General features: G+C 48.6%; 14 protein-coding genes and 1 pseudogene. 7 read left to right on the forward strand and 8 right to left on the reverse strand.

What is annotated here, in order from left to right; all coding sequences use genetic code 11:
- Nucleotides 1-146 precede the first annotated feature (146 nt).
- From HMPREF0650_RS09170 to HMPREF0650_RS09180, 3 genes are read left to right on the forward strand one after another with little or no spacing between them, the layout of a single operon-like run.
- On the forward strand, nucleotides 147-3302 hold the full coding sequence (locus HMPREF0650_RS09170; protein WP_004350240.1) for a SusC/RagA family TonB-linked outer membrane protein: 3156 nt from the start codon (nucleotides 147-149) through the stop codon (nucleotides 3300-3302).
- Nucleotides 3303-3323: 21 nt separating this feature from the next.
- Nucleotides 3324-5384, forward strand: coding sequence for a RagB/SusD family nutrient uptake outer membrane protein (locus HMPREF0650_RS09175; RefSeq protein ID WP_004350242.1), 2061 nt, complete (start codon nucleotides 3324-3326; stop codon nucleotides 5382-5384).
- A gap of 31 nt (nucleotides 5385-5415) precedes the next feature.
- Nucleotides 5416-6426 carry a DUF4973 domain-containing protein gene (locus HMPREF0650_RS09180; protein ID WP_004350243.1) on the forward strand — a complete coding sequence of 337 codons (1011 nt, stop codon included), beginning with the start codon at nucleotides 5416-5418 and terminating at the stop codon, nucleotides 6424-6426.
- A gap of 255 nt (nucleotides 6427-6681) precedes the next feature.
- Here the strand turns inward: HMPREF0650_RS09180 and HMPREF0650_RS09185 are convergent.
- Nucleotides 6682-9141 (reverse strand): annotated as a pseudogene (locus HMPREF0650_RS09185) (TonB-dependent receptor).
- A 634-nt stretch (nucleotides 9142-9775) separates the two neighbouring features.
- Between HMPREF0650_RS09185 and HMPREF0650_RS09190 the strand changes: the two are divergent.
- The gene (locus HMPREF0650_RS09190; RefSeq protein ID WP_155813622.1) at nucleotides 9776-10786 is read left to right on the forward strand and encodes a hypothetical protein; all 1011 of its coding nucleotides are present in this window, start codon (nucleotides 9776-9778) and stop codon (nucleotides 10784-10786) included.
- The gene (locus HMPREF0650_RS09195; protein ID WP_004350248.1) at nucleotides 10783-11994 is read left to right on the forward strand and encodes a GH25 family lysozyme; all 1212 of its coding nucleotides are present in this window, start codon (nucleotides 10783-10785) and stop codon (nucleotides 11992-11994) included. Before HMPREF0650_RS09190 ends, HMPREF0650_RS09195 begins: the two co-directional genes overlap by 4 nt.
- A gap of 144 nt (nucleotides 11995-12138) precedes the next feature.
- Here the strand turns inward: HMPREF0650_RS09195 and pnp are convergent, their stop codons facing one another.
- Nucleotides 12139-14475, reverse strand: coding sequence for a polyribonucleotide nucleotidyltransferase (gene pnp / locus HMPREF0650_RS09200; RefSeq protein WP_004350249.1), 2337 nt, complete (start codon nucleotides 14473-14475; stop codon nucleotides 12139-12141).
- A gap of 297 nt (nucleotides 14476-14772) precedes the next feature.
- On the opposite strand from pnp, the gene HMPREF0650_RS09205 reads away from it, so the two are divergent.
- Nucleotides 14773-16992: a putative Ig domain-containing protein gene (locus HMPREF0650_RS09205; RefSeq protein ID WP_040563053.1), complete on the forward strand. Its 2220-nt coding sequence runs from the start codon at nucleotides 14773-14775 to the stop codon at nucleotides 16990-16992.
- A 342-nt stretch (nucleotides 16993-17334) separates the two neighbouring features.
- Here HMPREF0650_RS09205 and HMPREF0650_RS09210 read toward each other — a convergent pair whose 3' ends face one another.
- Genes HMPREF0650_RS09210 through HMPREF0650_RS09225 form a run of 4 tightly spaced genes read right to left on the reverse strand, consistent with a single transcriptional unit; the run spans nucleotide 17335 to nucleotide 19287 of the window.
- Complete coding sequence (locus HMPREF0650_RS09210; protein ID WP_004350253.1) at nucleotides 17335-17817, reverse strand: DUF4252 domain-containing protein; 483 nt, start codon at nucleotides 17815-17817, stop codon at nucleotides 17335-17337.
- On the reverse strand, nucleotides 17801-18274 hold the full coding sequence (locus HMPREF0650_RS09215) for a PG0215 family putative anti-sigma factor (RefSeq protein WP_004350255.1): 474 nt from the start codon (nucleotides 18272-18274) through the stop codon (nucleotides 17801-17803). Before HMPREF0650_RS09215 ends, HMPREF0650_RS09210 begins: the two co-directional genes overlap by 17 nt.
- The gene (locus tag HMPREF0650_RS09220; RefSeq protein WP_004350256.1) at nucleotides 18261-18773 is read right to left on the reverse strand and encodes a GFO_1088 family ECF-type sigma factor; all 513 of its coding nucleotides are present in this window, start codon (nucleotides 18771-18773) and stop codon (nucleotides 18261-18263) included. The genes HMPREF0650_RS09215 and HMPREF0650_RS09220 overlap by 14 nt, the downstream gene beginning before the upstream one ends.
- 34 nt (nucleotides 18774-18807) lie before the next feature.
- Complete coding sequence (locus HMPREF0650_RS09225; RefSeq protein WP_004350259.1) at nucleotides 18808-19287, reverse strand: DUF4252 domain-containing protein; 480 nt, start codon at nucleotides 19285-19287, stop codon at nucleotides 18808-18810.
- Between the two features lie 123 nt (nucleotides 19288-19410).
- Between HMPREF0650_RS09225 and HMPREF0650_RS09230 the strand changes: the two genes are divergently transcribed.
- Nucleotides 19411-19599 carry a hypothetical protein gene (locus HMPREF0650_RS09230; protein WP_004350261.1) on the forward strand — a complete coding sequence of 63 codons (189 nt, stop codon included), beginning with the start codon at nucleotides 19411-19413 and terminating at the stop codon, nucleotides 19597-19599.
- 29 nt (nucleotides 19600-19628) lie between these two features.
- Here HMPREF0650_RS09230 and HMPREF0650_RS09235 read toward each other — a convergent pair whose 3' ends face one another.
- Together HMPREF0650_RS09235 and HMPREF0650_RS09240 are read right to left on the reverse strand one after the other, a co-directional pair.
- A complete protein-coding gene (locus tag HMPREF0650_RS09235; RefSeq protein ID WP_004350263.1) occupies nucleotides 19629-21740 on the reverse strand; it encodes a S46 family peptidase in 2112 nt (703 codons plus the stop codon).
- Nucleotides 21741-21755: 15 nt separating this feature from the next.
- On the reverse strand, nucleotides 21756-23249 hold the full coding sequence (locus HMPREF0650_RS09240; RefSeq protein WP_004350265.1) for an oligosaccharide flippase family protein: 1494 nt from the start codon (nucleotides 23247-23249) through the stop codon (nucleotides 21756-21758).
- Nucleotides 23250-23421: the final 172 nt, after the last annotated feature.

A 23421-nucleotide genomic window follows, 5' to 3' on the forward strand; every position in this document is an offset into this window, starting at 1 on the left:
GATGGTGATCCATTGAAAGAAGCACGCCTGCATAGGCCTTGTGGTCTGGCCTACGACCCCAGTGATGAAATATGGTATATAGGTGACAATAACAACCGTGGCATTCGCTATGTGGCAACAGAATAACCTTTAACAATCTAAGCTATATGAAAAAATATATCATCCTATTTTTATTGACGGTACTGTGGACGACAACTACATACGCTCAAGATCAGGAAATTATAGAAGTTAGCGGCACTGTCACCGATGAGCAGCACGAGCCTTTAATTGGCGTTAGCGTCACCATCAAGGGCGTTGTCGGCAAAGGTGCAGTGACTGACATTGACGGCAAGTACACCATTAAAGTGCCTCTCTACTCGCATTTGGTTTATTCATACATCGGACTGGAAACGCAAGAGGTATTCGTGAAAGAAAAGAAGATATACAATGTCGTACTGAAAGAAGACAAGAAAACCGTTCTCGACGAGGTAACCGTAACGGGTACTGGTGTGCAGAAGAAGATTACACTGACAGGTGCAGTGACGACAGTGGACACAAAAGATCTACGAACGCCTACCGCCAGCATTTCCAACTCATTTGCAGGAGTTGTTCCAGGTGTGTTCGCTCGCCAAACAACAGGTCAACCTGGCGACAACGTATCCGAGTTCTGGATTCGTGGTGTCTCCACCTTTGGTGCAGGACAGAGCGCCCTGGTGTTGGTAGATGGATTCGAGCGTAATCTCAACGACATCAACATTGAAGACATCGAGACATTTACCGTCCTGAAAGATGCATCGGCAACTGCCATCTATGGCTCTCGTGGTGCCAACGGCGTATTGCTCTTTACAACCAAAAGAGGCCGACAGGGCAATACCCAAGTTCGCGGAAAGGTAGAAACCAGCTATAGCACACAAACCGTATTGCCTAAGTTTGTAAATGGTCCTACCTACGCACGAATGATGAATGAGGCTCTCACCACCCGCAACGAGCCTGCTGCATTTACCGACGACGATATCTACTTATTTGAAAGTCAATTAGACCCAGAGGTGTTTCCAGATATCAACTGGATGGACATGATTCTAAAGAAAGGTGCTCCTACCTACCGTGCCAATATTGATGTGAATGGCGGTGGCAACTTTGCACGCTACTTCGTATCCGCCAGTTATGTCAACGAAGGCGGCATGTATGAGACAGACAAAGCCTTGAAGGACTATGATACCAACTCGAACTATAGCCGTTTCAACTACCGAATGAATGTAGACATGGACTTGTCAAAGACAACCTTGTTGAAAGTAGGCGTATCGGGATCAATGGAAAAACAAAACAAACCTGGGGCTGACTACAGATGGATATGGCGTTCGCTCATGGAATACAATCCCATTACCACACCTCTTAAGTATAAGAATGGCCGCTGGGGATCGTCTGGTGACGAAGGTAGAAACAACCCATGGGTGCTGGTTACCCAAAGTGGATATAACGAAACCTGGAAAAGCACGGTACAGACAACAGCTACGTTGGAGCAAGACTTCCGATTTATCACCCCTGGACTGAAGTTTATCGGGCGATATGGTTTCGACATTTACACACGCAACGGCAACAATCATTCGAAGTCTCCGGAAGGATGGCGCGCCGAAAGACTTCGTAACTCAGCTGGCGAGATTGAGTTTAGAAAGTTGGTCAACGAATCACTGATGACGTCCAACCCATACTCTAACGGTGAAAGAAAAGAATACCTCGAGGCTGAATTGCACTATGAGCGTGCTTTCGGTGACCATCAAACGGGTGGGGTGTTGAAATATACTCAAGACAAAACCATCAACAACTCTGAACAACGTTGGCTTTCTGGCATGGACAGGACCATCGCAGCCATTGAGCGACGTCACCAAGGTATCGCAGGGCGTTTCACTTATGGTTGGAAATATCGTTACTATTTCGACTTCAACTTTGGATACAACGGATCTGAGAATTTCGCCAGCGGTCACCAGTTTGGTTTCTTCCCAGCTTATTCTGTGGCATGGAACTTAGGTGAGGAGCCGCTTGTAAAGCAAAAACTATCTTGGGTTAACATGTTCAAGATACGTTATTCGTACGGTAAGGTGGGTAACGATTACTTGTCAACACGCTTCCCTTATCAACCCACGTTCTATGTATATGACAGTAAGAATGAAAAGAGTGATGACTCTAAAGCTGCATCAAGGGCAGACTACATGTACGGTGATGTTGGTACATCCAACTATTATTACAAAGGCTTGTACTACAAGCACCTGGCATCCAAGGAGGTAACCTGGGAAGTGGCAACCAAGCATGACCTTGGTCTTGATTTCTACTTCTTTAGCAACAAAGTAAGCGGTACCATCGACTATTTCCATGAACAGCGCGACGGCATCTACATGGGGCGCGGTCACCTGCCACAGAGTATCGGTGTTAATGCATCTGAGAAACCTTCGGCAAACATTGGATCTGTTGTTTCAAAAGGATTTGACGGCAACCTGGCATTCTCCCATCAGATAGGGGAGGTTGATTTCACACTGCGTGGAAACTTCACTTATAGCAAGAGTGAAATTTTGGAATACGATGAGGCTTATAGCCATTACCCATATACCCAACAGGCTGGGTTCCGCGTAGGACAGGCCCGAGGACTGATTGCAGAAGGTCTTTTCAAAGACTATGAAGACATACGCTACCATGCCAATCAAGATGGTCTGACCAAAGAGGGGCTCGCATCCGGTGAAGTCAGCAAGGACATTGCTCCAGGTGACATCAAGTACAAGGACGTCAATGGTGACGGTGTGATTGATGGAAACGATGTTGTGCCAATCGGTGCCACCGTCAAACCAAACCTGATTTATGGCTTTGGATTCTCTGCAAGTTGGAAAGGATTAGACTTTAATGTACTGTTCCAAGGCGTAGGAAAATCATCGTTCTTTATTGGTGGATATACCGTTTATCCGTTTACAAAAGGATCGGAAGGCAACATCCTGACCGACGTGATAGACAACTACTGGTCATTGGGTAAGAACGAAGACACTAATGCCAAATATCCTCGCTTGAGCTATGGCGGAAATAGAAACAACTATCGCCGCTCAACCTACTGGCTGCGTGATGGCTCATACTTACGTCTTAAGAATCTTGACATCGGATACACGTTACCAAAGAGAGTCGTTACAGCCATGCGCCTCAACAATGTCAGAATCTATTTAATGGGTACCAACCTGCTCACTTTTTCAAAATTCAACTTATGGGATCCTGAAATGGGCAGTTCTGATGGACAGAAATACCCACTGGCCAGAACGTATACACTGGGTATAACATTCAGCCTATAACCGATTAACAAGCATATAATCATGAAAAGAATCAAATATATTGCCATCGAATTGCTGACCGTCAGTCTGACATTGACCACGGTCTCATGTTCCGACTACCTGAAAGTAGACAAATATTTCAAGGATATTGAGTCTATCGACCACATTTTCTCTGATAAAGAAAGTACCATGCAGTGGCTTTCATTCTGCTACAGCCGCCTGCAAGGAGACAACATAGAGATTGGACACAGCGACATCTGTCCAACTAATTTCTCTGACGACCAAACCTTTAACGAGGGAGAAGCCGGCAAACGTTACCGCCGATTCAAGCTTGGTGAATACGGTTATGGTTATGCCTTCCAGGATTACTACACCAATTCATGGCCATGGGCATACGACGCCATTCGCCAAGCATCTATCTTCTTGATGAATGCTCACGCCACAGAAGAATTGAATCAAAAGGAGATAGACGATCTGAAAGGGCAGGCTCGCTTCCTTCGAGCTTACTTCTATTGGCTGCTCATCAGAAAGTATGGCCCCGTTCCAATCATGCCCACAGAAGGTGCCGACTATACAAAAAGCTATGACAAACTGTCGTATCCACGCAACACCTTTGATGATTGTGTTGATTTCATCGCAGAAGAAATGATTTTGGCAGCCAAGGATTTGCCAGAGAAGCGCGACAACCAAAACATCGCCCGACCTACCAAAGGAGCTGCACTGGCTGTTAGGGCAAAGGTATTGACGTATGCAGCGAGTCCTCTTTACAACGGAAACACAGAGATGGCCGACTTTGTAGACAAGCAAGGTAACCAGCTCATATCACAAACCTACGACGAAGTAAAGTGGGCAAAGGCCGCAGCAGCGTGCAGGGATCTGATTGACTATGCTGACCAAACTGGTATTTATCGTATCTACACCACACCCGTGCGAGAGAAAGCTATTGACAATTCTTTCCCTGCGACCATCACACCGCCTGTGTGTGAGCCCTATTCCAGTCGTCCGTTCCCAGAAGGATGGGCTGACATCGATCCGTTCGAGTCTTATCGTTCAGTTTTCAATGGCGAACTGTATGCTGCCGAAAATCCAGAGTTGATATTCACGCGCGGTAGGAATGGTGACAAGGGTGATCTAGAAACAAATGGAGCTGTCACCGACTTGGTACGGCACCAAATGCCTTCATCCTGTGGTGGTTGGAACATTCATGGCATGACACAAAAGCAATGCGACGCCTATGACATGGCAGATGGAACTCCTTACAGCAGAGAGGCAGTACTGGAGAAATATGGTAACGAGCAGTTCACGACAAAAAATAATGCCAAACTACATCCCTACGACCATTTGCCCAACAACGGCATCTGGCTGGGATATGCCAACCGTGAACCGCGTTTCTACGCCTCTGTGGCTTACAGTGGATCTATATGGTACTGCTCAAGTAGCCAGGAAAATATTTATAAAAACCAACAGGTATTCTATTATCGTGGCGAGGGCAATGGCCGTGTCAATAGCAATGAGCGATGGGTCAACACTGGTATCGGCATCATGAAATACGTTCATCCAGACGATTGTGCCGTGGGTAATGGCAGCTTTATCAAGGTAAAGGTTGAACCTACCCTTCGCTATGCCGACATACTGCTGCTGTACGCCGAGGCTCTGAACAACCTCACCACCTCTCACAACATCCCTACCTGGGACGGAAAGCAAACCTATACGGTGTCACGCGACATCCAACAGATGAAGCGTGGCGTGATGCCAGTAAGGATGCGTGCCGGCGTTCCCGACTATTCTGAACAAACCTACGCCAGCCGTGACGCTTTTTTCAAGGCTATCGTTCATGAGCGGCAGGTTGAGCTTTTCAATGAGAACCAACGCTTCTTCGACCTTCGTCGCTGGAAGATTGCCGAAGAGAATGAGGCCGAACAGGTTTATGGCTGCAATACCAACATGAGCAAGGAGTACAGAACGCAATTCTATGTACCTGTACGCGTACCTAACCTACAGACATCCTTCTCACGCAAGCAATACTTCTGGCCCATCACCTACACCGAGCTGAAACGAAATAGGAATATGACGCAGGCTCCAGGATGGGAGAACTATGATTAATTCATGCGCAGCATCAAAAAACATACACGATATGAAAAAAATATTTTTATTCGCCATTATGGCCATTACAGGTATGGCATACACCGCCTGCAACAATGAATGGGAAGACGAGCTGTATACACAAATGGTTTCTTTCAAGGCTCCTCGAGGCAGCAACGGTGTATACAATATATATATGAGGTACAAGGCTGACGGAACGGGACAATACAAATTGCCCGTCATTGTCAGCGGGTCCACGCCAAATGCAAGCGACATCGACGTGAAGATTGGTGTAGACAATGACACGCTGAACATCCTCAACAAGGCACGCTTTGCCGTAGGACGCAACGACCTATGGTTCAAACAACTGCCCGAGCGCTTTTATTCGTTCCCATCTCCAACATGCCACATCCCATCAGGAAAGGTCACAGCCAACTACATCATTGACTTCAACCTCTCGGGACTGGACCTCAATGAGCAGTGGGTACTTCCATTGACCATCGAACCCAGCAGCTCCTATACGCAGAACATGCGCAAGGGATGGTACAAGGCGCTGTTGAATATCAACCTGTTCAATGACTATTCAGGAAGATATTCGGCAACTAACATGAACATCTACATAGACGGAACAACCAACGATCCTGCCGTTGAAGACAATCGTCTGGCCCGCGTTGTAGACGACCATTCTATCTTCTTCTATGCTGGAACCGTTTGGGAGGAGGATGTAAACCGTCATAAGTACAAGGTGATTGCCACCTTTGGGGAAGGAACACCCGATGCCGAGGGTAACATCACTGGTCCCGTGACCATCACAGCAGGCGACCCAGCCAATGAGGTGGCCATTGAGCAGAGTGGCAACTGCACCTATTCCTACCGGGTATCGAAGCATCCCACCAAGCCTTATCTCGAGCGTCGCATCATGACGTTGTATCTGGATTACAAGTACTCAGACATCACGTCAGACCCAAGTAATCCCATCCGTTTCCATTGCAAAGGAAATATGACCATGGAACGCCAGTACAACATCTTGATTCCCGACGAGGAACAAGCCATTCTTTGGTAGACAAAAACACTACTATCAGCAACAAGACACCCATTGCACGTTTCATGCAATGGGTGTTTTGTTATCTATAACGATTGAATATCATGCGTCCTCACCTTGCGCTATCTGCATGGTGAGGCGTCTTTGTTTGGCCTGACATCTAACAAACAGAGATAGTATGGCACGAAAAGAGGGTGCATCATAACAACGAATGATGATACACCCTCCGAAAAGCTGGGTAATGATTCATGTACAAAACCTACCCTCTTCCTGCTGCTACAGCTTGATGCTCACCCCACCATACCATGTGGCTCCATACACAGGGGCATACATGAAGGCTGCATCGTCAAGATGCTTCTCATCCTGAATGTAGCTGAAAATGTTCTTGCCGCCAGCATACAGGGTAAAATTACCCAATCGCTTGGCCATGCGCAGATTCCATGTGGTGAAAGTTTCGGTTTGCTTGATCTTTGAATTCTGGGCGATTGCCAAGTCGTTTTCGCCATCAAACGTATAATCAATGTACATCTTGCCCTGCAACGAACCGATGAGTGAGAAGGTCCAGGTGCCAGGCGTGTACTCGGCAACAAAGTCACCTGTCATGGCTGGGAAGCGCGAAACGTTCTTGCTGTCCTTGGCATACTGCTCATATTGTTGTACAAGTTTTGGCGCTTTCGCCTTCACCAATTCCAGACGGTCGGTCCAGTCTGCGCGCTCGTGCTTGTACTGTCCCTGGTTGAAGGTCCAGTTCACGCCCAGCTTGATGTCGCGTATGGGATTGTATTTCACGCTCAGTTCAATTCCCTGAACATACGCATCATCCACATTCTCCCACTGATAAGTATAACCCAGTCGTCGTACTTGTTCGTCTGCATCAGAAAATTCAATCTTATTTTTCAAGTTCGTACGGAAGAGATTGGCACTCAGTTGGTAGTTCTTGCCATAATAATCTGCCGACAGATTGAAGCTCATCGACTTTTCTGCCTTTAGGTTAGACGATTTCCACACACGCGGCGAACCAGAGCAAAGGTGCAAATCTTCGCTGAATCCGTAAGGTGCTCGAAAGCCTGTGCCAAGGTTTGCACGCAAAACCAACGATGGGTTCACCTCATACTTTATGGCCAAACGTGGGTTGACGCTGGTCTCATTGAAATGCGTGTCAGGGAACGCACTGTCAAAAACCTTCTTGCTCGACTCGTATTCCTCACCCGAACGATGCGTATCGAGGCGCACTCCCGGCACTACGGACAGGTTGTCGAGGATGTTCCACTCGTCTTGTGCGAAGAAGCCAAACTCTGTTGCGTGCTTCTTGCCCAGCGATGTATAGGCTTCTCCCAGGTATTGAGAAGTTTCATCGGCAATGCAGTACAGGCCCGTTTCGCGCAGTTTGGTTAAATAGGCCTGTGCGCCAACCAGTAAGTTGTGGTCGCCCAGCCGGCTTCCGAAGGTCAGTGAGGTGGTAAACGTGTTCTCTTTGGCCATGTAAGGGCGCATCATCTGCACGTCGGGTGTCTTTCCGTCATGCGTGGCCATGTAGTCGCTTAAAAAGCTGTCGTTGGTGGCCTTGCGCTGATGATGAACGTAGGCTGCCGATTAGTTCAACTCCGATGTCAAGCCGATGGGCAGCGTGTACACCAATTCTGACGTCAATCTGTTGGTGCTGATGTTCTCCGTGCCTTCGGTAAAGGGATTGCGAAATGCGTCATCGGTCATGGTTCCACCCACACGGTCTTCCTGTGTTGCCTTGCCTCGGATGACCAACTTGTCGTTCTTGGCAAACGGACTGTAGAAATAAACGCCTACTCCAAAATTGTTGAGCTTGCTCTCTACACGGTCAGATACGCCGTCTTTGCCCTTCACTTCCTTGCGCGTCATCCCCTCTTTCGTGGCATCAATGGCATCGGTCTCCATGCGCTGGGCGAAGGCCGTGAACCCAATGCGCTGGTTGCGAAGGGATGTTGAGGCATTGTAACTCTTGAGTCCCCAGTTACCAAACTGCAAATCAGCCTTGATGCTCGGCTCAAACGTGGGTTCTTTTGATATCAAGTTGATGGCTCCAGCCACCGCACTGCTGCCATAAAGGGCAGAGCCGGCACCCTTTACCACCTCAATACGATCCAGGTCGGTGGTTCCCATTTGCTGCAAACCATATACACCGGCCAACCCCGAATAGATGGGTTCGCCGTCGATGAGCACCTGTGTATGCTCGGCACCTAAGCCCTGCATGCGTACTTGTGAGAAGTTGCAGAACTGGCATTGCTGCTCCACTCTTATGCCGGGAACGCCTTGCAGCGCTTCGTAAACATTCAGTGCATTCTTGTTTTTCAACGCTTCTGACGTAATCACCTCTGTCCGAATGGGTACATTCTTCACATAGTGCTGCGTACGAGTGCCCGTCACCACCACCTGATCGAGATTCAACACGTCGTCATCCAGCACAAAGTATACCTCCGAACCCTTGCCGCACACCATGTTCACCTCGATGCCTTGCTCCTGATAGCCAATGAGACTAGCTGTTATGGTCTGCTTGCCCAAAGGCAGGTGAGCCATCTTAAAGTGTCCGCTCTCATCTGCCACGGTCTTCATCTGTGTGCCTTTTACGCTGATGATGGCATAAGGCAAGTGCTTGCCCGTGGTTTTGCTCTTCACATCTCCGAAGAGCATAGCGTCAGTTTTTTGGGCATAAGACGCCGTCATACCGCATAATGCGATTAAAAGAAATAGTAATTTTTTCATCATTTATAATCATTCTTTTATCGAGGTGCAAAGGTAGGAATAATAAAGTTCCCACCCAACACCTAATAATAGGTAAATGTGACCTGCTTACTGACTGAAAACAGAAATAATCGATCAATGCGAATTTTCTTGACACGACACCCTTCGCTCCTTGGCTTATTTGTAAACAACCTTGCTCTTGGGCGCAAATACGCCAAGCATGAGCGAGCTTTATACCTCATTAATACACAATATTTTATGCATATTCGCCAACAATTAACCCCCAATGCGCCATGCGATTTCCTGACAAAAGCATTGCTTTTAAAGGGCAATCTGCATGCTTTAACACGACAAGAGCATGTAAATTGCCCGCCATAGGCATCGTTACAGTAGAGCAAACGCGTTGTTTTAAGCGTAAAAAATCATTTTTCTTGCCAAATCATCTCTAATTTGCTTCCTCCTCGCCTATTGATTTTTTCCAGATGAGCAGTTTTGAAGTGCCGTTTTAAGGGCCTAAAACGAGCAAAAATCCTAACAATTTATGCCAATCCTCTTCCCTTCTTGTTCAGGCGTGATGAATGGCTGAAAAGTACATCTTGAAAATTAAACAAACAACATTTTGCTCTATCTGGTTTTTCAACTAACTTTGCATGGCATGAAACAAAGACGTCGACACATCCCCCGCTTGAAGCTCATGATCCTGGTCATCCTGCTATCTGCCATCATCGCATGGGTGACATGGAGCTTATGGCCTTCATCTGCACGACAGATGAAGCGCTCGGTGGCCATTGTCGCTTGTCAGTCGTGGTACGAAATGGTGTGCAAAGGAAAGACGGTACTCTATTTTTCCGACATCGCGTCCGACACCGCCTTGGTGCGTCCCTCCTTGCAACAAGATTCATGCGTACGCACCACTTATGCCACAGGCGTGTGGGCGAACAGATATGCTTTCATGCCTTCATGCCGAGGAAGAATGATCTCTGTCATGACAAAGCCAAACGAAATCAATCAGCAAGACGCATGGAAGCTGATTGAAAAGGAGAAAGAAAGAAATCAGAAAAGAATACGTCAGCTGCGTGATCAGTTGAAAGAATTGAATTACTACCTGCGCATTCATGACGTTCATGACGAAGGATACAACACGGTGGCGGCATACGCTTATGAAAAAGAAGATGAAAAAGCTCATTGCATGAGGCTTGCACAGTTGTTTGATACGGTGCGGCAAGCCGACCGGCCACAGCTGATACGCAAGGCGGTTTATACCGCTTACTACCGTCTTCCGAATGGTGAATGCCAGCAAGTACGCATGCGTGAGGTTGGCTCTTCCAAGCAATGCCAAACGGTTTTGCTGCAAACGGTTGGACGAACGACGCCCACGGGCGTGGCTCCGTTGTCCATCTTCTTTGTAAATGGCAAGGCGCATGGCGCAGCACTTGCTGTGGGCTACGGCGGACTTGACGTGAAGGAGCTGGCCAGCAACGATGCTTCGTGCAGCATCATCTCAACAACACTTCATGATAATCGGCACGACTTGCCGGCGGTGTTGGGCGGTGATGGGTCGCCAGTATTCAGCACACGCGGTTATTTCATCGGCATCACCAGAGGGAACGAGGTCATCACGCGGAGCCAACTGCGCGACCTTTTGAGAAAGGAGAAGCAACCATGAAACGCCATCTACTCTCTTTGAAATGGGCTCATGTCACGTTGGCGACATTAACGCTGTTCTTTTTTAGCTGTAACATTCAGCCAGACGAACTAGAATTGGTGCGCCATGGAGATTACACATACAGGGGTTCGGTGGCGCATGGCGCATACGAAGGCTACGGTGAAATGCGGTACAAAGACAGCATCGTGTACGCGGGTCAGTGGAAAGCGGGTAAGCGAGAGGGAATGGGTGTGAGTTACGACGCACATGGACGGCGCATCGTGGGCGAATGGAAGGCCGACACGTTGATGCATGGAACGCGTACCGACGCTGACGGAACCTACCATGGACAGCTGAATCAAGAAGGTTTGGCTGAGGGTGCAGGCACTTACCAATCGCACGACGGCACGTATTATCATGGCTATTGGCGGGATAATCAGCGCTGGGGGTTCGGCTTTTCGTCGTCTTCCAAGAAGCTACGTTTGGGCGAATGGAAAGCCGACAGGTACTTGGGTGAACGACTTGTTTATACCGATCAGCGCATTTATGGTATCGATATCTCCCGACATCAGCACGATATTGGCAAGAAACACTACCCCATTCATTGGAATAAACTGCGCATTACGCACCTCGGTACTATCAGTAAGAAACGCATACGAGGCACCGTGAGCTATCCCATTTCGTTTTGTTACATCAAGTCAACCGAAGGAACGACCATCCGGAACAGGTACTTCATGAGTGACTATCGGGCGGCAAAGCGACACGGCATCCATTGCGGAGCCTATCATTTCTTCTCCACCCGGACCAGTGGTAAGGCGCAAGCAGCCTATTTCATACGGCACACTCGCTTTGAAAAAGGCGATTTTCCACCCGTTCTCGATGTAGAACCCTTCCCCAGTCAAATCAAAAGGATGGGTGGCACCAAGGCTTTGTTCACCGAAGTGAGAGCGTGGCTTCAAGCAGTAGAGAGGCGCGTGGGCGTGAAACCGATATTATACATCAGTCAAACGTTTGTAAACAAGTATTTGCCCGACGCTCCCGAGCTCATGGAAAACTACAACGTATGGATTGCTCGCTATGGCGAATACAAGCCGGATGTACACCTGGTGATATGGCAACTGAGTCCTGACGGGCGGGTAAATGGAATCAAAGGGGATGTAGACATCAATGTTTTCAATGGCTATCAAGACCATTACGAAGACTTCTTACAGAACGAACGAATCAAGTAAATCCCACCTTACCAACGTCCATTCGACCCAATAAAACTAAAAAGGGGTGAACGGCATGCTTGCCATTCACCCCTTATTTTAATGTCCCAAATCGTTGGGACTATCAATGATCAATGCTTGATGCGTACGATTAAAATTTGATTCTTACTCTGCATCAAACGTATCGTTAAACTCGTTGGATTCGTTGTTATAAGCACGATCAGAGCCTTCGTTGCGATGTTCAAAGCGACGAGGTTGACGATCACTATTCTCATAATGACGACGTCCCTCACGATTGTCATCGCGACGTGGGCGACGCTCACCACCATTCTCGCGGCGAGGACGACGTTCGCGCTCTACATAGCCTTCAGGTTTTTCTAACAACACACGGCGAGAGAGCTTGTATTTGCCCGTCTTTGGATCGATTTCCAACAACTTCACCCTAATCTTGTCACCCTCATGAATGCCGGCATCCTCTACCGTTTCAAGGCGTTTCCAATCTATTTCAGAGATATGCAGCAAGCCATCTTTGCCCGGAAGTATCTCTACAAAGCAGCCGTATGGCATGATAGAGCGTACTGTTCCTTCGTATATCTCGCCTACTTCTGGGATGGCAACGATGGATTTGATTTTGGCAATGGCCGCATCAATTGACTCTTTGTTGGGCGCACTCACTTGTATTTTACCCACGTTGTCAACCTCATCAATCGTAATGGTGGCTCCTGTGTCTTCTTGCATCTGTTGGATAATCTTTCCACCAGGCCCGATAACAGCTCCAATAAACTCTTTCGGTATCTCAAACGCTTCGATGCGTGGCACCTGAGGCTTCATTTCTGGGCGAGGTTCAGCTATCGTTTCGAGCATTTTGTTCAAGATATGCTCGCGTCCTGCCTTTGCTTGTAACAACGCTTTCTCCAAGATTTCAAAGCTCAAGCCATCGCACTTGATGTCCATCTGCGTAGCAGTCAATCCGTCGCGCGTACCGGTTGTCTTGAAATCCATGTCGCCCAAATGGTCCTCATCACCAAGGATATCGCTCAAAACGGCATATTTATCTTCACCCGGGTTCTTGATTAAGCCCATGGCAATGCCGCTAACAGGCTTCTTCATAGGTACACCTGCATCCATCAAAGCCAGCGTACCGGCACAAACAGTGGCCATGGAAGACGATCCGTTGCTTTCCAATATCTGGCTCACCAAGCGCACTGTGTAGGGGAAGTCATCAGGTAATTGACCCTTTAAGCCTCGCCATGCCAAGTGTCCATGCCCTATTTCGCGGCGACCAACGCCACGTTGAGCCTTGGCTTCACCTGTTGAGAATGGGGGGAAGTTGTAATGCAATAGGAAACGTTGATAGCTCTTGTCCAAGACATCGTCAACCATTTTCTCGTCGAGTTTGGTTCCTAACGTACAAGTTGACAGCGACTGCGTCTCACCACGCGTAAAGATTGCACTTCCGTGAGGCATTGGCAGCGGACTAACCTCGCACCAGATAGGACGAATCTCATCGGTCCTACGACCGTCCAAACGCTTACCTTCGTCCAAAACACAACGGCGCATGGCATTCTTCAACACGTCATCATAGTAGCGTGTAGCCTCTGCATGCTTCTCCTCCAGTTCCTCTTCGGTCAAATCAGCAGCGTGAGCAGCATCGTATTCTTCCAAGAAATCGGCGAGTACTTTGTCGAAAGCGTCGTGACGTTCCTGCTTAGGAAGAGCCTGTTTGGTGATGTCATACACGGGCTGGTACAGCTCGTTGTTCATCTTTTCACGCAAGTCTTCATCGTTCACCTCATGATCATACTCGCGCTTCACATCCTTACCCAGCTCCTTGTTCAACTCATCTTGAACGGCGCACATAGGCTTGATGGCCTCGTGTGCAGCCTTCAAAGCATTAATTAGGTCAAGCTCAGAAACTTCTTTCATTTCGCCTTCCACCATCATGATGTTGTCCTTGGTGGCACCTACCATCAAGTCCATGTCGGCTTGTTTCATCTGTTCGAAGGTTGGGTTGATGACATATTCGCCATTGATGCGTGCCACACGAACCTCACTGATATAGAAATCGAAAGGAATATCTGAACATGCCATGGCTGCTGATGCTGCCAACCCAGCCAAAGCATCAGGCTGATCTACGCCATCGGCAGAAAGAAGCATGATTTGCACATACACTTCGGCGTGATAATTAGAAGGGAAAAGTGGACGAAGCGCACGATCCACCAATCGAGAAGTTAAGATTTCATTATCACTAGGCTTGCCTTCGCGCTTGGTGAATCCACCTGGAAAACGGCCTGCGGCACTGTACTGCTCACGATAATCAACTTGCAAAGGCATAAAATCTGTTCCGGGAACTGCATCCTTTGCTGCACAAACAGTTGCGAGAAGCACCGTGTTACCCAAGCGAACTACCGCTGAGCCATCGGCCTGTTTTGCAACTTTCCCGGTTTCAATGCTGATGGTTCTGCCATCAGGCAATTGAACTGTTTTCGTAATTACGTTCATCTAAAAAAAATAAATAATACTTATTGTCTTGTCTATCATCTAATATTTCATCCAATTTGGGATTTTCTTTCAGGCTACTTTTCTGCTCATTCGAGATGTCCCATCGACATCTTCATGTATCGTTTAGGTCATTCACCTTCCCATCCCAAAACCTCGCAAAGGTATGAAAATAAATAGAAAAGAACGAAAAAACACGCCTTTATTTCTCTTTTTTCTTCTTTTTCGGGGCATGAGTTTATCTTGAAAGCGTTATCTTTGCAACAAAACCCAACGTAATAACCAAAAACAACATTTTTCATGAGAAAAGAAATCTTAGCCATACTGCTGCTTTTCATAACTAGTATGACCTATGCGCAAGTACTTACTTTTGACAAAGCGAAGTTCCAGATGGGCGACAATCCCGAATGGAAGAATGCCGATTTCGACGACAGCAGCTGGAAAACCCTCAAAACTACCATGAAGTGGGGAGAGCAAGGACCCACCAAGACGAATACCTACGGATGGTATCGCTTCAAGTTTATCTTGCCCCAAGCGATGCTGGACAACTCTGATTTAAAACAAACCATCAACATCTACCTTGGCAAGATTGATGATGCCGATGAAGCGTTCTTCAATGGTGTGCGCATTGGTGGCACGGGAAGCCTGCCCGATTCGCCACAAGGATACAAGGAAGCGTTCGACGCTGAGCGCGAATATAGCATCTCCGCCAAGCACAAAGCCGTGAAATGGGGACAAGAAAACGTCATTGCCGTGCGCGTATATAATGGCGGAGGAGACGGTGGCATGTACTTCCGTGCCCCAAAGCTGAACGTTCCCAATAAAGTGGATGGACTCAAAATCACCTTCGGCGAGACCCAGGTGAAAGGCAAAGACGTGTGCAAGATTCAATTCAAGAACGTCTTCAAGTTCGCACAGAAAGGAACCCTTCAAATCAACATGGTGAACCCCGAGACTGGAAAAGTATTGAGTCAGCAACAACGCAAGCTCTCCCTGAAAGCCAACGGGCAGTCAGTCATCGCCGTTTTTTATAACCCCCACAACTATGTCCGCATCCAGTGTGTTTACACAGATGCCAAAAGCAAGAAGAGCATCACACGCCACTATGCGCCCAAATACATTCTCACGCCCATTGCTCCAGCCACGCCCCGCATCAACAGTGCAGCAGTGATGGGTGTGCGCCCGGGTTCTCCAGTAATCTTCCGCATCCCTGCTTCTGGCGACAGACCCATGAAGTTCAGTGTGAAGAACCTGCCAGCCGGGCTCTCCGTCAACGCCGAAAACGGTGTCATCAGCGGCAGTTTGAAAGAGAGAGGCGAATACAAACTCACCTTGGTGGCCGAAAACAGCAAGGGAAAAGATGAGAAAGACTTCAGCATCCACGTTGGACATCAGATTGCTTTGACACCGCCTATGGGTTGGAACAGCTGGAACTGCTGGGGCACCAGCGTGTCACAAGAGAAAGTAATGGCATCCGCCAAGGCACTCATCGACCGTGGATTGGCCGACTACGGCTATAATTACATCAACGTGGACGATGCCTGGGAGGCCGAGAAGCGCAACGCCGACGGCACCATTGCCGTGAACGAAAAGTTCCCGAACATGAAAGGACTGGGCGACTGGCTGCACAACAACGGACTGCGCTTTGGCATCTACTCCTCGCCGGGCGACCTTACATGCGGGCATTACCTTGGCTCGCTCGACCATGAGGAGCAGGATGCGAAGACCTACAACGAGTGGGGTGTTGACTACCTGAAATACGATTGGTGTGGTTACAGCCGCAAGTTTGATGCCGATGGTGACCTTTCCGTGGCCGCATACGTGCGTCCTTACTTGAAAATGCAGGAATACTTGCGCGCACAGCCACGCGACATTTTCTACAGTCTATGTCAATACGGCATGGCCGACGTGTGGAAATGGGGCCATGCGGTTGATGCCAATTCGTGGAGAACCACGGGCGATATCACCGATACATGGCAGTCGTTGTACTACATCGGATTCGTACGTCAGGCCGAACTCTATCCCTACGCCGGGCCAGGTCATTGGAACGATCCCGACATGCTGGTAGTAGGTAAGGTGGGATGGGGTCCAAAACTCCACGACACACGCCTGACACCCGACGAGCAGTACACACACATCTCGCTCTGGACTCTGCTGGCTGCCAACATGCTCATGGGCGGTGACCTCAGTCAGATGGACGACTTCACCTTCGGCTTGTTGTGCAACAACGAGGTAAACGCCATCAACCAAGACGCACTGGGCAAGCAAGCCAAGCGCGACGTGCTGGACGGTGACATCCAAATATGGCAACGTCCACTGGCCGACGGCTGTCATGCCATCGGTATCTTTAATGTAGGAAGCGAGGATGCGCGCGTGGATCTTTCCAAATATTTCGGCCAACTGGGCATTCGGCAGTTGCAATCCGTGCGTGACTTGTGGCAGCAGAAAGACTTGTCGACCACCGACACTAATTACTTTGTGCCCACTCACGGCGTGAAATATATCAAGGTGAAATACTGATAGTTAAGCCTTTACACAACAACACGATGGCCTGGAGGAGCGTGATACCACCACTACCCTCCAGGCCATTTATATTTATTAGAAACGTGATGAATTACGCCCCTACATCATACCATCATCTTATCGGTTTTCAAACTCATTGACTTTGGTCGTCAAACTCAATGGGTTTGGCAGTCAAAGTCAATGGGTTTGGCGCCCAAAGTCAATGCTATTGCAAAGCCGTAGATGACAGTAAGTTACAATCATGCATCAAGCTTTGAAATCCATACTCACCCTCCATCGAAAAAAGAAGGCTGGTTTGTCCATTCAAACCAGCCTTCTTCCGTATGACGCGCTCGTCACCTATCGGTCGTAGAGATCTTTTATATCCCCCAATGTGATGTTCCCGATGAGGTGGATGAGTGACAGCTCGGCTTTCTCCTCGTTGAGAAGAACAAACTCATTGTTGCCCTTACCTACCACTTTCTGGTAGATGGTGGTGTGCTCGTCGTCGTCTTTCACCCGCATAATCACTTCATAGCGGTTGTTGTCATAGTACGCCTGCGCCTGCTTCTTGATAGAAGGAATCAGCGATGGGCGTTCGCATTGCAGGATTTGCAAGCGCGTCAGCCGGGAGGCCAGCTTGGCCAAATCCTTGTCGCCCACATCGAGTTTGGGCATCAGCTTGAACATCGCGGGCGAGATGTACACCGTGGACACGCCCTTGGTGTTCTCAAACTGCTTGAACAGACGATCCTGTGCCGACAGCGACACACACCCCAATACGAGGCAAATGGCCAGGGACAATGGTCTCAGCCATGCAGTCAAATCACTCTTGTGTAACATTTTCTACTTTATTTAAACCTTTGTTAATCGACTTGGAAAACATCATCAGGGCCTTCTGTGTTTCGGCATACGCATCCCTCGGGTCGTCGAATGTATCTTGCTGCACGGCATATTGCGCCTGTTTTTGCTGTCTGTCGACCAGTAGGCCGATGGTGAAAAGCAACAACAGGGAGGCCGCAATGCCGGCCATCCACCGCAGACCGACGGTGCGGGAACGCCGACTAGTCGTCTTCTCCACACGGTTCCAGCCGTCAATCTGCCGCGACAACCGCTGCTCCAGACCATCAACGGCCGGCATATTCGCGCCATACAACTGCCGGAACAGCTGTTGGTCGGTCGCCCACTGAGGCGGAACGTCATCCTGAAGGAAATAGTCTTTCAGCTCTTGTTCCTCGCGCTCGTTGGTCTGTCCGTCATAGTAGCGGTCAAGAAGTTGCCTGATATTATCTGTATCCATTGTCTTTCATCTGTTTTAGTTGTTCTCTCATCTGCTTGCGGGCGCGGCTCAACAGCACCCTGATGTTTACCGCTGTGAGTCCCGTTTGCCGCTCTATCTCCCGATACGCCATCTCGCCGATGTCCCTCATCATCACGATTTGCCGTTGCTGCTCGGGCAGACCGCTGATGAGTTGCCACGCCATCTGCCTGTCTTCTGCCTGCTCTATCGCCCTGCCGGCATCGTCATCGTGGGGTATCTGCAACTCCTCCGGGGTATAATCCGTGGTCTGTGGACGCCGCTTACGCACCTGGTCATAGAACAAGTTCTTCACCGTGGTGACGCAGAAAGCCTCGGCCGAGTCGGTAATTTGCAGTCCATCGCGCTTGATCCACAGCTTTAGGAAAGCCTCCTGCACCAGGTCTTCGGCCGCCTGCGCATTGCCTGTGAGCCGCCATGCCATGCGGTACATTTGCTCATGACATGGCAAGAAACACTGTTTAAATTGTGAGGCATCCATACAGCTTGTAAGGTTGAGTGGGTTGGGGAGCTGATTATTTCTTCTTTTCCTCCGCAAGAATCTTTTGTATCTCTGAATTCCTGATGTTTCCTAAGATTTGGATTAATGCGGCATCGTCATCACCCGAATCGATGATGACAAGCTCTTTAATCCTAGTTTTGCTCCTCTTCACCATGATTACGGTTTGCTCATCTGCTTCCTTAGCCGTCATCAACTCCTCGTAACCGACTGTTTTCAGTCGAGCAACATCCTTGAAAAACTGCTGTTTAACAGCTTTTGAGCAATCCTCCATGTCCAAGACTTTGATACTGTTGATATGCTTGATGTATTTCGAATAGTCGTCGGCATCGTTGGTCGTTATTGCCTTGGCAAGCGACATCATCATTTTCGGCACATGTACATATTCAGCCTTGGGCGAATGTTTGTACTTCCTCATCAAACGATCTACCGACATTTGGGCCTGAACAGTCATGGTCATGAATGCCAATGCTGCGATTATCATCACTTTTTTCATACGTTTTTATTATTTAATGGATTATGTTATGTTACTTCAAAAACACGCTATCATGGTGGTGTTCTATTTCATCAGACGTAGAAAACGCAGATTGTGTTACAAATATCAAACACTTTTTTTAGGATGATGAACCTTTCTTTGGAGTTAAGTGGCTGTCATATCACCCATGACGAACCATGGAAAAACAAGAAAAACTGTCTTCCTCGTTCAGGCAATTCGCTGAGCAAGGAAAACAGTTTGTGTGAAGATAGGGTGCAAGGCGAAATGAAACATGGTAGGCAATCCGCTTCACGTTTCATCCTGCCCACGTGACTTGTCACCGCTATCATATAAGCAGTGCTTTACTGGGCGTTGATTTCTTTGAGCAAACGGTCAGCATGTCCCCAGCGATCCATCATCAGCAGCACATAACGGATGTCCACTCCGATGCAGCGAGCTAAGCGAGAATCGAAGTTGATGTCACTCGAAAGACTGTCCCAGTTGCCGTCGAAAGCCAGTCCGATGAGCCGTCCTTGCCCGTCAAACATCGGGCTTCCGCTGTTTCCACCGGTGATATCGTTGTTGGTGAGGAAGCAAAGTTGCATCTTACCCGTGTGCTTGTCCTGGTATAGACCGAAGTCCTTGGCGCTGAGAATCTCTTTCATCACAGGTTCTGCCTGATATTCGTACACCTTATCAGCCTGGTTCATTTTCTCCACCATGCTTTCAGCTGTAGTGTAATAGCCCGAAGGTTTACCGCCTAACAAGAATCCTCCAACCTGTCCATAACTCAACCGCATGGTGAAGTTGGCATCCGAATAGTGGGGCATGTCTTCCTCCATGCGCAGCTTGGCGGCACAGAGATATTTCTCTTGGAGCTTGATACTGTCCTCGAATGCCGACAAATCGGCTGTAAATTCACCCATGGTCTCCAGCAAATCAAGACTATATACGACTCCTGGATCACGCTGGTAGCTTTTCTTGTTGGCGTAGATTCGCTTGCCACTCTTCATCAGGAACGACTTTTTATACAGCTCATTGACATAGCGGGTGTAATCGCCGCCGTACTTGGTGGTGATGGTTTGGTAGAATTTAGGTAGATATTTGGCCGCCACCTTGTCTTTATAATTCTTGAGCAGCGCAGCCATTACTTCCTTATCCAATGCCTCATCCCATTCATCACTGTTGTCCTTGAAGAGGATATACTGCTTCTTGGGATTGTTTTTGGGGCCGAGTATTTCCTTATTATTCAGCTGCATGGCACGGGTAGTGAACTCGTTGGTGCGGCCGAATGTTTCACGGAAGAACATAAAAGCCTTCATGACATCGAGGCGTTGGTTGTAAAGTCGGGCCATGGTATCAAAGTCGAGCTTGCCCTTCAGGTACCCTGTTTGCTGTTGCCATTGGCGTATTTTCTGCTCGTACTGCTGCTTTTGGTTGATGATGCCGATGGAGTCGATGCACTTGTTCATGCCGATGGAGTTCTTCCAGTAATTGGAACTCTGCGCAAACTTCGAATCATACTTGATGCGTACGCCATCGTCTGCCCGCATGTGTCGGGTCATAATGGCTTGTTTTACACCACGCACTTGCGCACGGGGAGCGTTGAGTGCGTCCCTACGCTCACGAATACCATACGACGAAAGGTAGCGGCTGGTCGACCCAGGATAACCAATCGTCATAGAATAGTCCCCATCCTTGTAGCCTTGCAGACTTACCTGTGCCCATTTTTTAGGATGATATGGCACGTTATCCTTTGAATATTCGGCCGGGCCGTTGGTCTTCTTGTCGGCATAAATGCGGAACACGGAGAAGTCACAGGTTTGCCGTGGCCACATCCAGTTATCGGTTTCGCCGCCAAATTTGCCCATCGACTTGGGCACAGCGAACACCAGTCGCAGATCGTTGAACTGCCGATAGGTGGTGGCATAGTAAGTGTTGCCCTCGTAGAAGGCGTCAATCCCTATGTGTAGTGTCTTGTCAATGCACTTGATGGAGTCGCTCATGGCGTTCTGTAGTGAGTCGAGTATCGCGTCTTGTCGCTCGGTGGTGAGATTGTCAAAGTCCATCATTCTCAGCTTGTCGGTAATGTCTTTCTGCTCGACCATGAAGCTCACGAACATGTCTTTGTTAGGCAGTTCCTCCTCATAGCTTTTGGCATAAAAGCCATTTTTCATGTAATCGTGCTCCACAGTGGAGTGACTGCGGATGCCCTCGAAGCCACAATGGTGGTTGGTGAACACCAATCCGTCTGGCGAGACCACCACGCCGGTACAATAACCGGAGAAGTTGACCACCGCATTCTTCATGGCCTGATCGCCATAGTACAAGTCGTTGTAAGGAACCTGAAAGCCCTGTGCCTGCATCTGTTCATACACAGCTTGCGGCAAGTTGTACAAGGTCCACATGCCTTCGTCGGCACTTGCTACACTGGCAGCAAGCAGTCCGGCAAGGAGTAATGTTGATTTTTTCATATGATTGTAATTGATTTATTTTCTGAAATATTTGCCTACGATGGGCAATTGGCGCAATGGGAAGTCGAACTTGATGATGTAGGCCACAAACAACGCAATGAGCAATGTGTTGACAACCAGTGCGCCAGCTGTGGTAAGTACATCATTAAAGGCTGTCATGACAAAGAAACAAGCCACTGCCAACGCCACATAGGTGAGGATGCTGCGCATGGGATAGCGGATGGGATACATCTTCTGTCCGACAATATACGACAGAATCATGGCCACGCCGTAGCCCGCAAAGCCAGCCCATGCACAGGCTATGTAGCCGTAACGGGGCACAAAGATGACGTTGATGGCAATGAGTACGGCGCAACCAATGCCCGAGAAATACGCTCCCCAGATGGTCTTGTCGATGAGTTTGTACCAGAATGAGAGGTTGAAATAAACGCCCATCATGATTTCGGCGGCCATAACAATGGGCACCACACGCAGTCCTTCCCAGTAATCCTTGCCGATGAGATAGCGCAAGATGTCCATATAGCCCACCACAACAAGGAAGGCCAGCAGGGTGAAAATGATGAAATATTTCATGGCCTTGGCGTAGGTTTCTCGATTGTCGCGTTCCTCTGCTTTGCCAAAGACAAAGGGTTCGTAGGCAAAGCGAAAGGCCTGTGTGATCATAGCCATAATCATAGCTATCTTACTGGCGGCTCCATAGATGCCAAGCTGGGCCAAACTGTCGGCTCCTTGATAGATATGTGGAAACAATATCTTATCGGCTGTCTGGTTCAGGATGCCCGCCAACCCCAGCACAAGGATGGGCCAACTGTACGAGAGCATGCGCCTCATCAGCTTCTTGTCGAAGACATAGCTCACGCAGGTCAGCTCTTTCCACAGCAAAGGAATGGTGAGCGCCGAGCAAGCCAGGTTGATGTAGAACGCATAACCCACGCCAACAGACGGACTGTAGACCATTCCCACCGTCTCTGGATGACGCTCATAGAGTGCTGGCAGCAAGAGATAATAAACCAAGTTGAGCGAAATATTCAGAACAATAATGAATACTTTGAGAGAAGCAAACTTGATAGGGCGATTCTTAAAACGCAGGTAGTCGAACGGAATGCACAGGAACGAGTCGATAGCCACCGTGAGTGCCATGACCCATATATACGAAGGATGGTCGGCATAGCCCATGAACGAGGCGATGGGCGACAAGAACATCAGCACCAACAGGAAGAAACTGAGCGCGCCGGAGCCAACGGCAATCAGCGTTGTAGAATAAACCTTGCGTGGGTCTTCGCCCGACTTGTTGGCAAAACGGAAAAAGGTGGTCTCCAATCCGAATGTCAATATCACGAGTATCAATGCCGTCACGGCATACATGTTGGTCATGATGCCATACTCGCCGCTGGCCGATGCCAGCTTGATGGTGTACAGGGGAGTGAGCAGGTAGTTGAGAAAACGACCGACAATGCTGCTCAGTCCATAAATGGCTGTATCCTTAACCAATGACTTTAGATTCGACATAGTTGAAATGATATAGTTTACAAATTACAGCCCCACCCCTTAACCCCTCCCCGAAAGGGAGGGGAATAGATAGTTGGTTTAATTGACAAGCTCACAAATTGATAGTCCCATTACATAATACAACACAATACAGCTATTCACTCCCCTCCCTTTCGGGGAGGGGCTGGGGGAG

The sequence above is a fragment of the Hoylesella buccalis ATCC 35310 genome (assembly GCF_000177075.1).
Lineage (GTDB): Bacteria > Bacteroidota > Bacteroidia > Bacteroidales > Bacteroidaceae > Prevotella > Prevotella buccalis.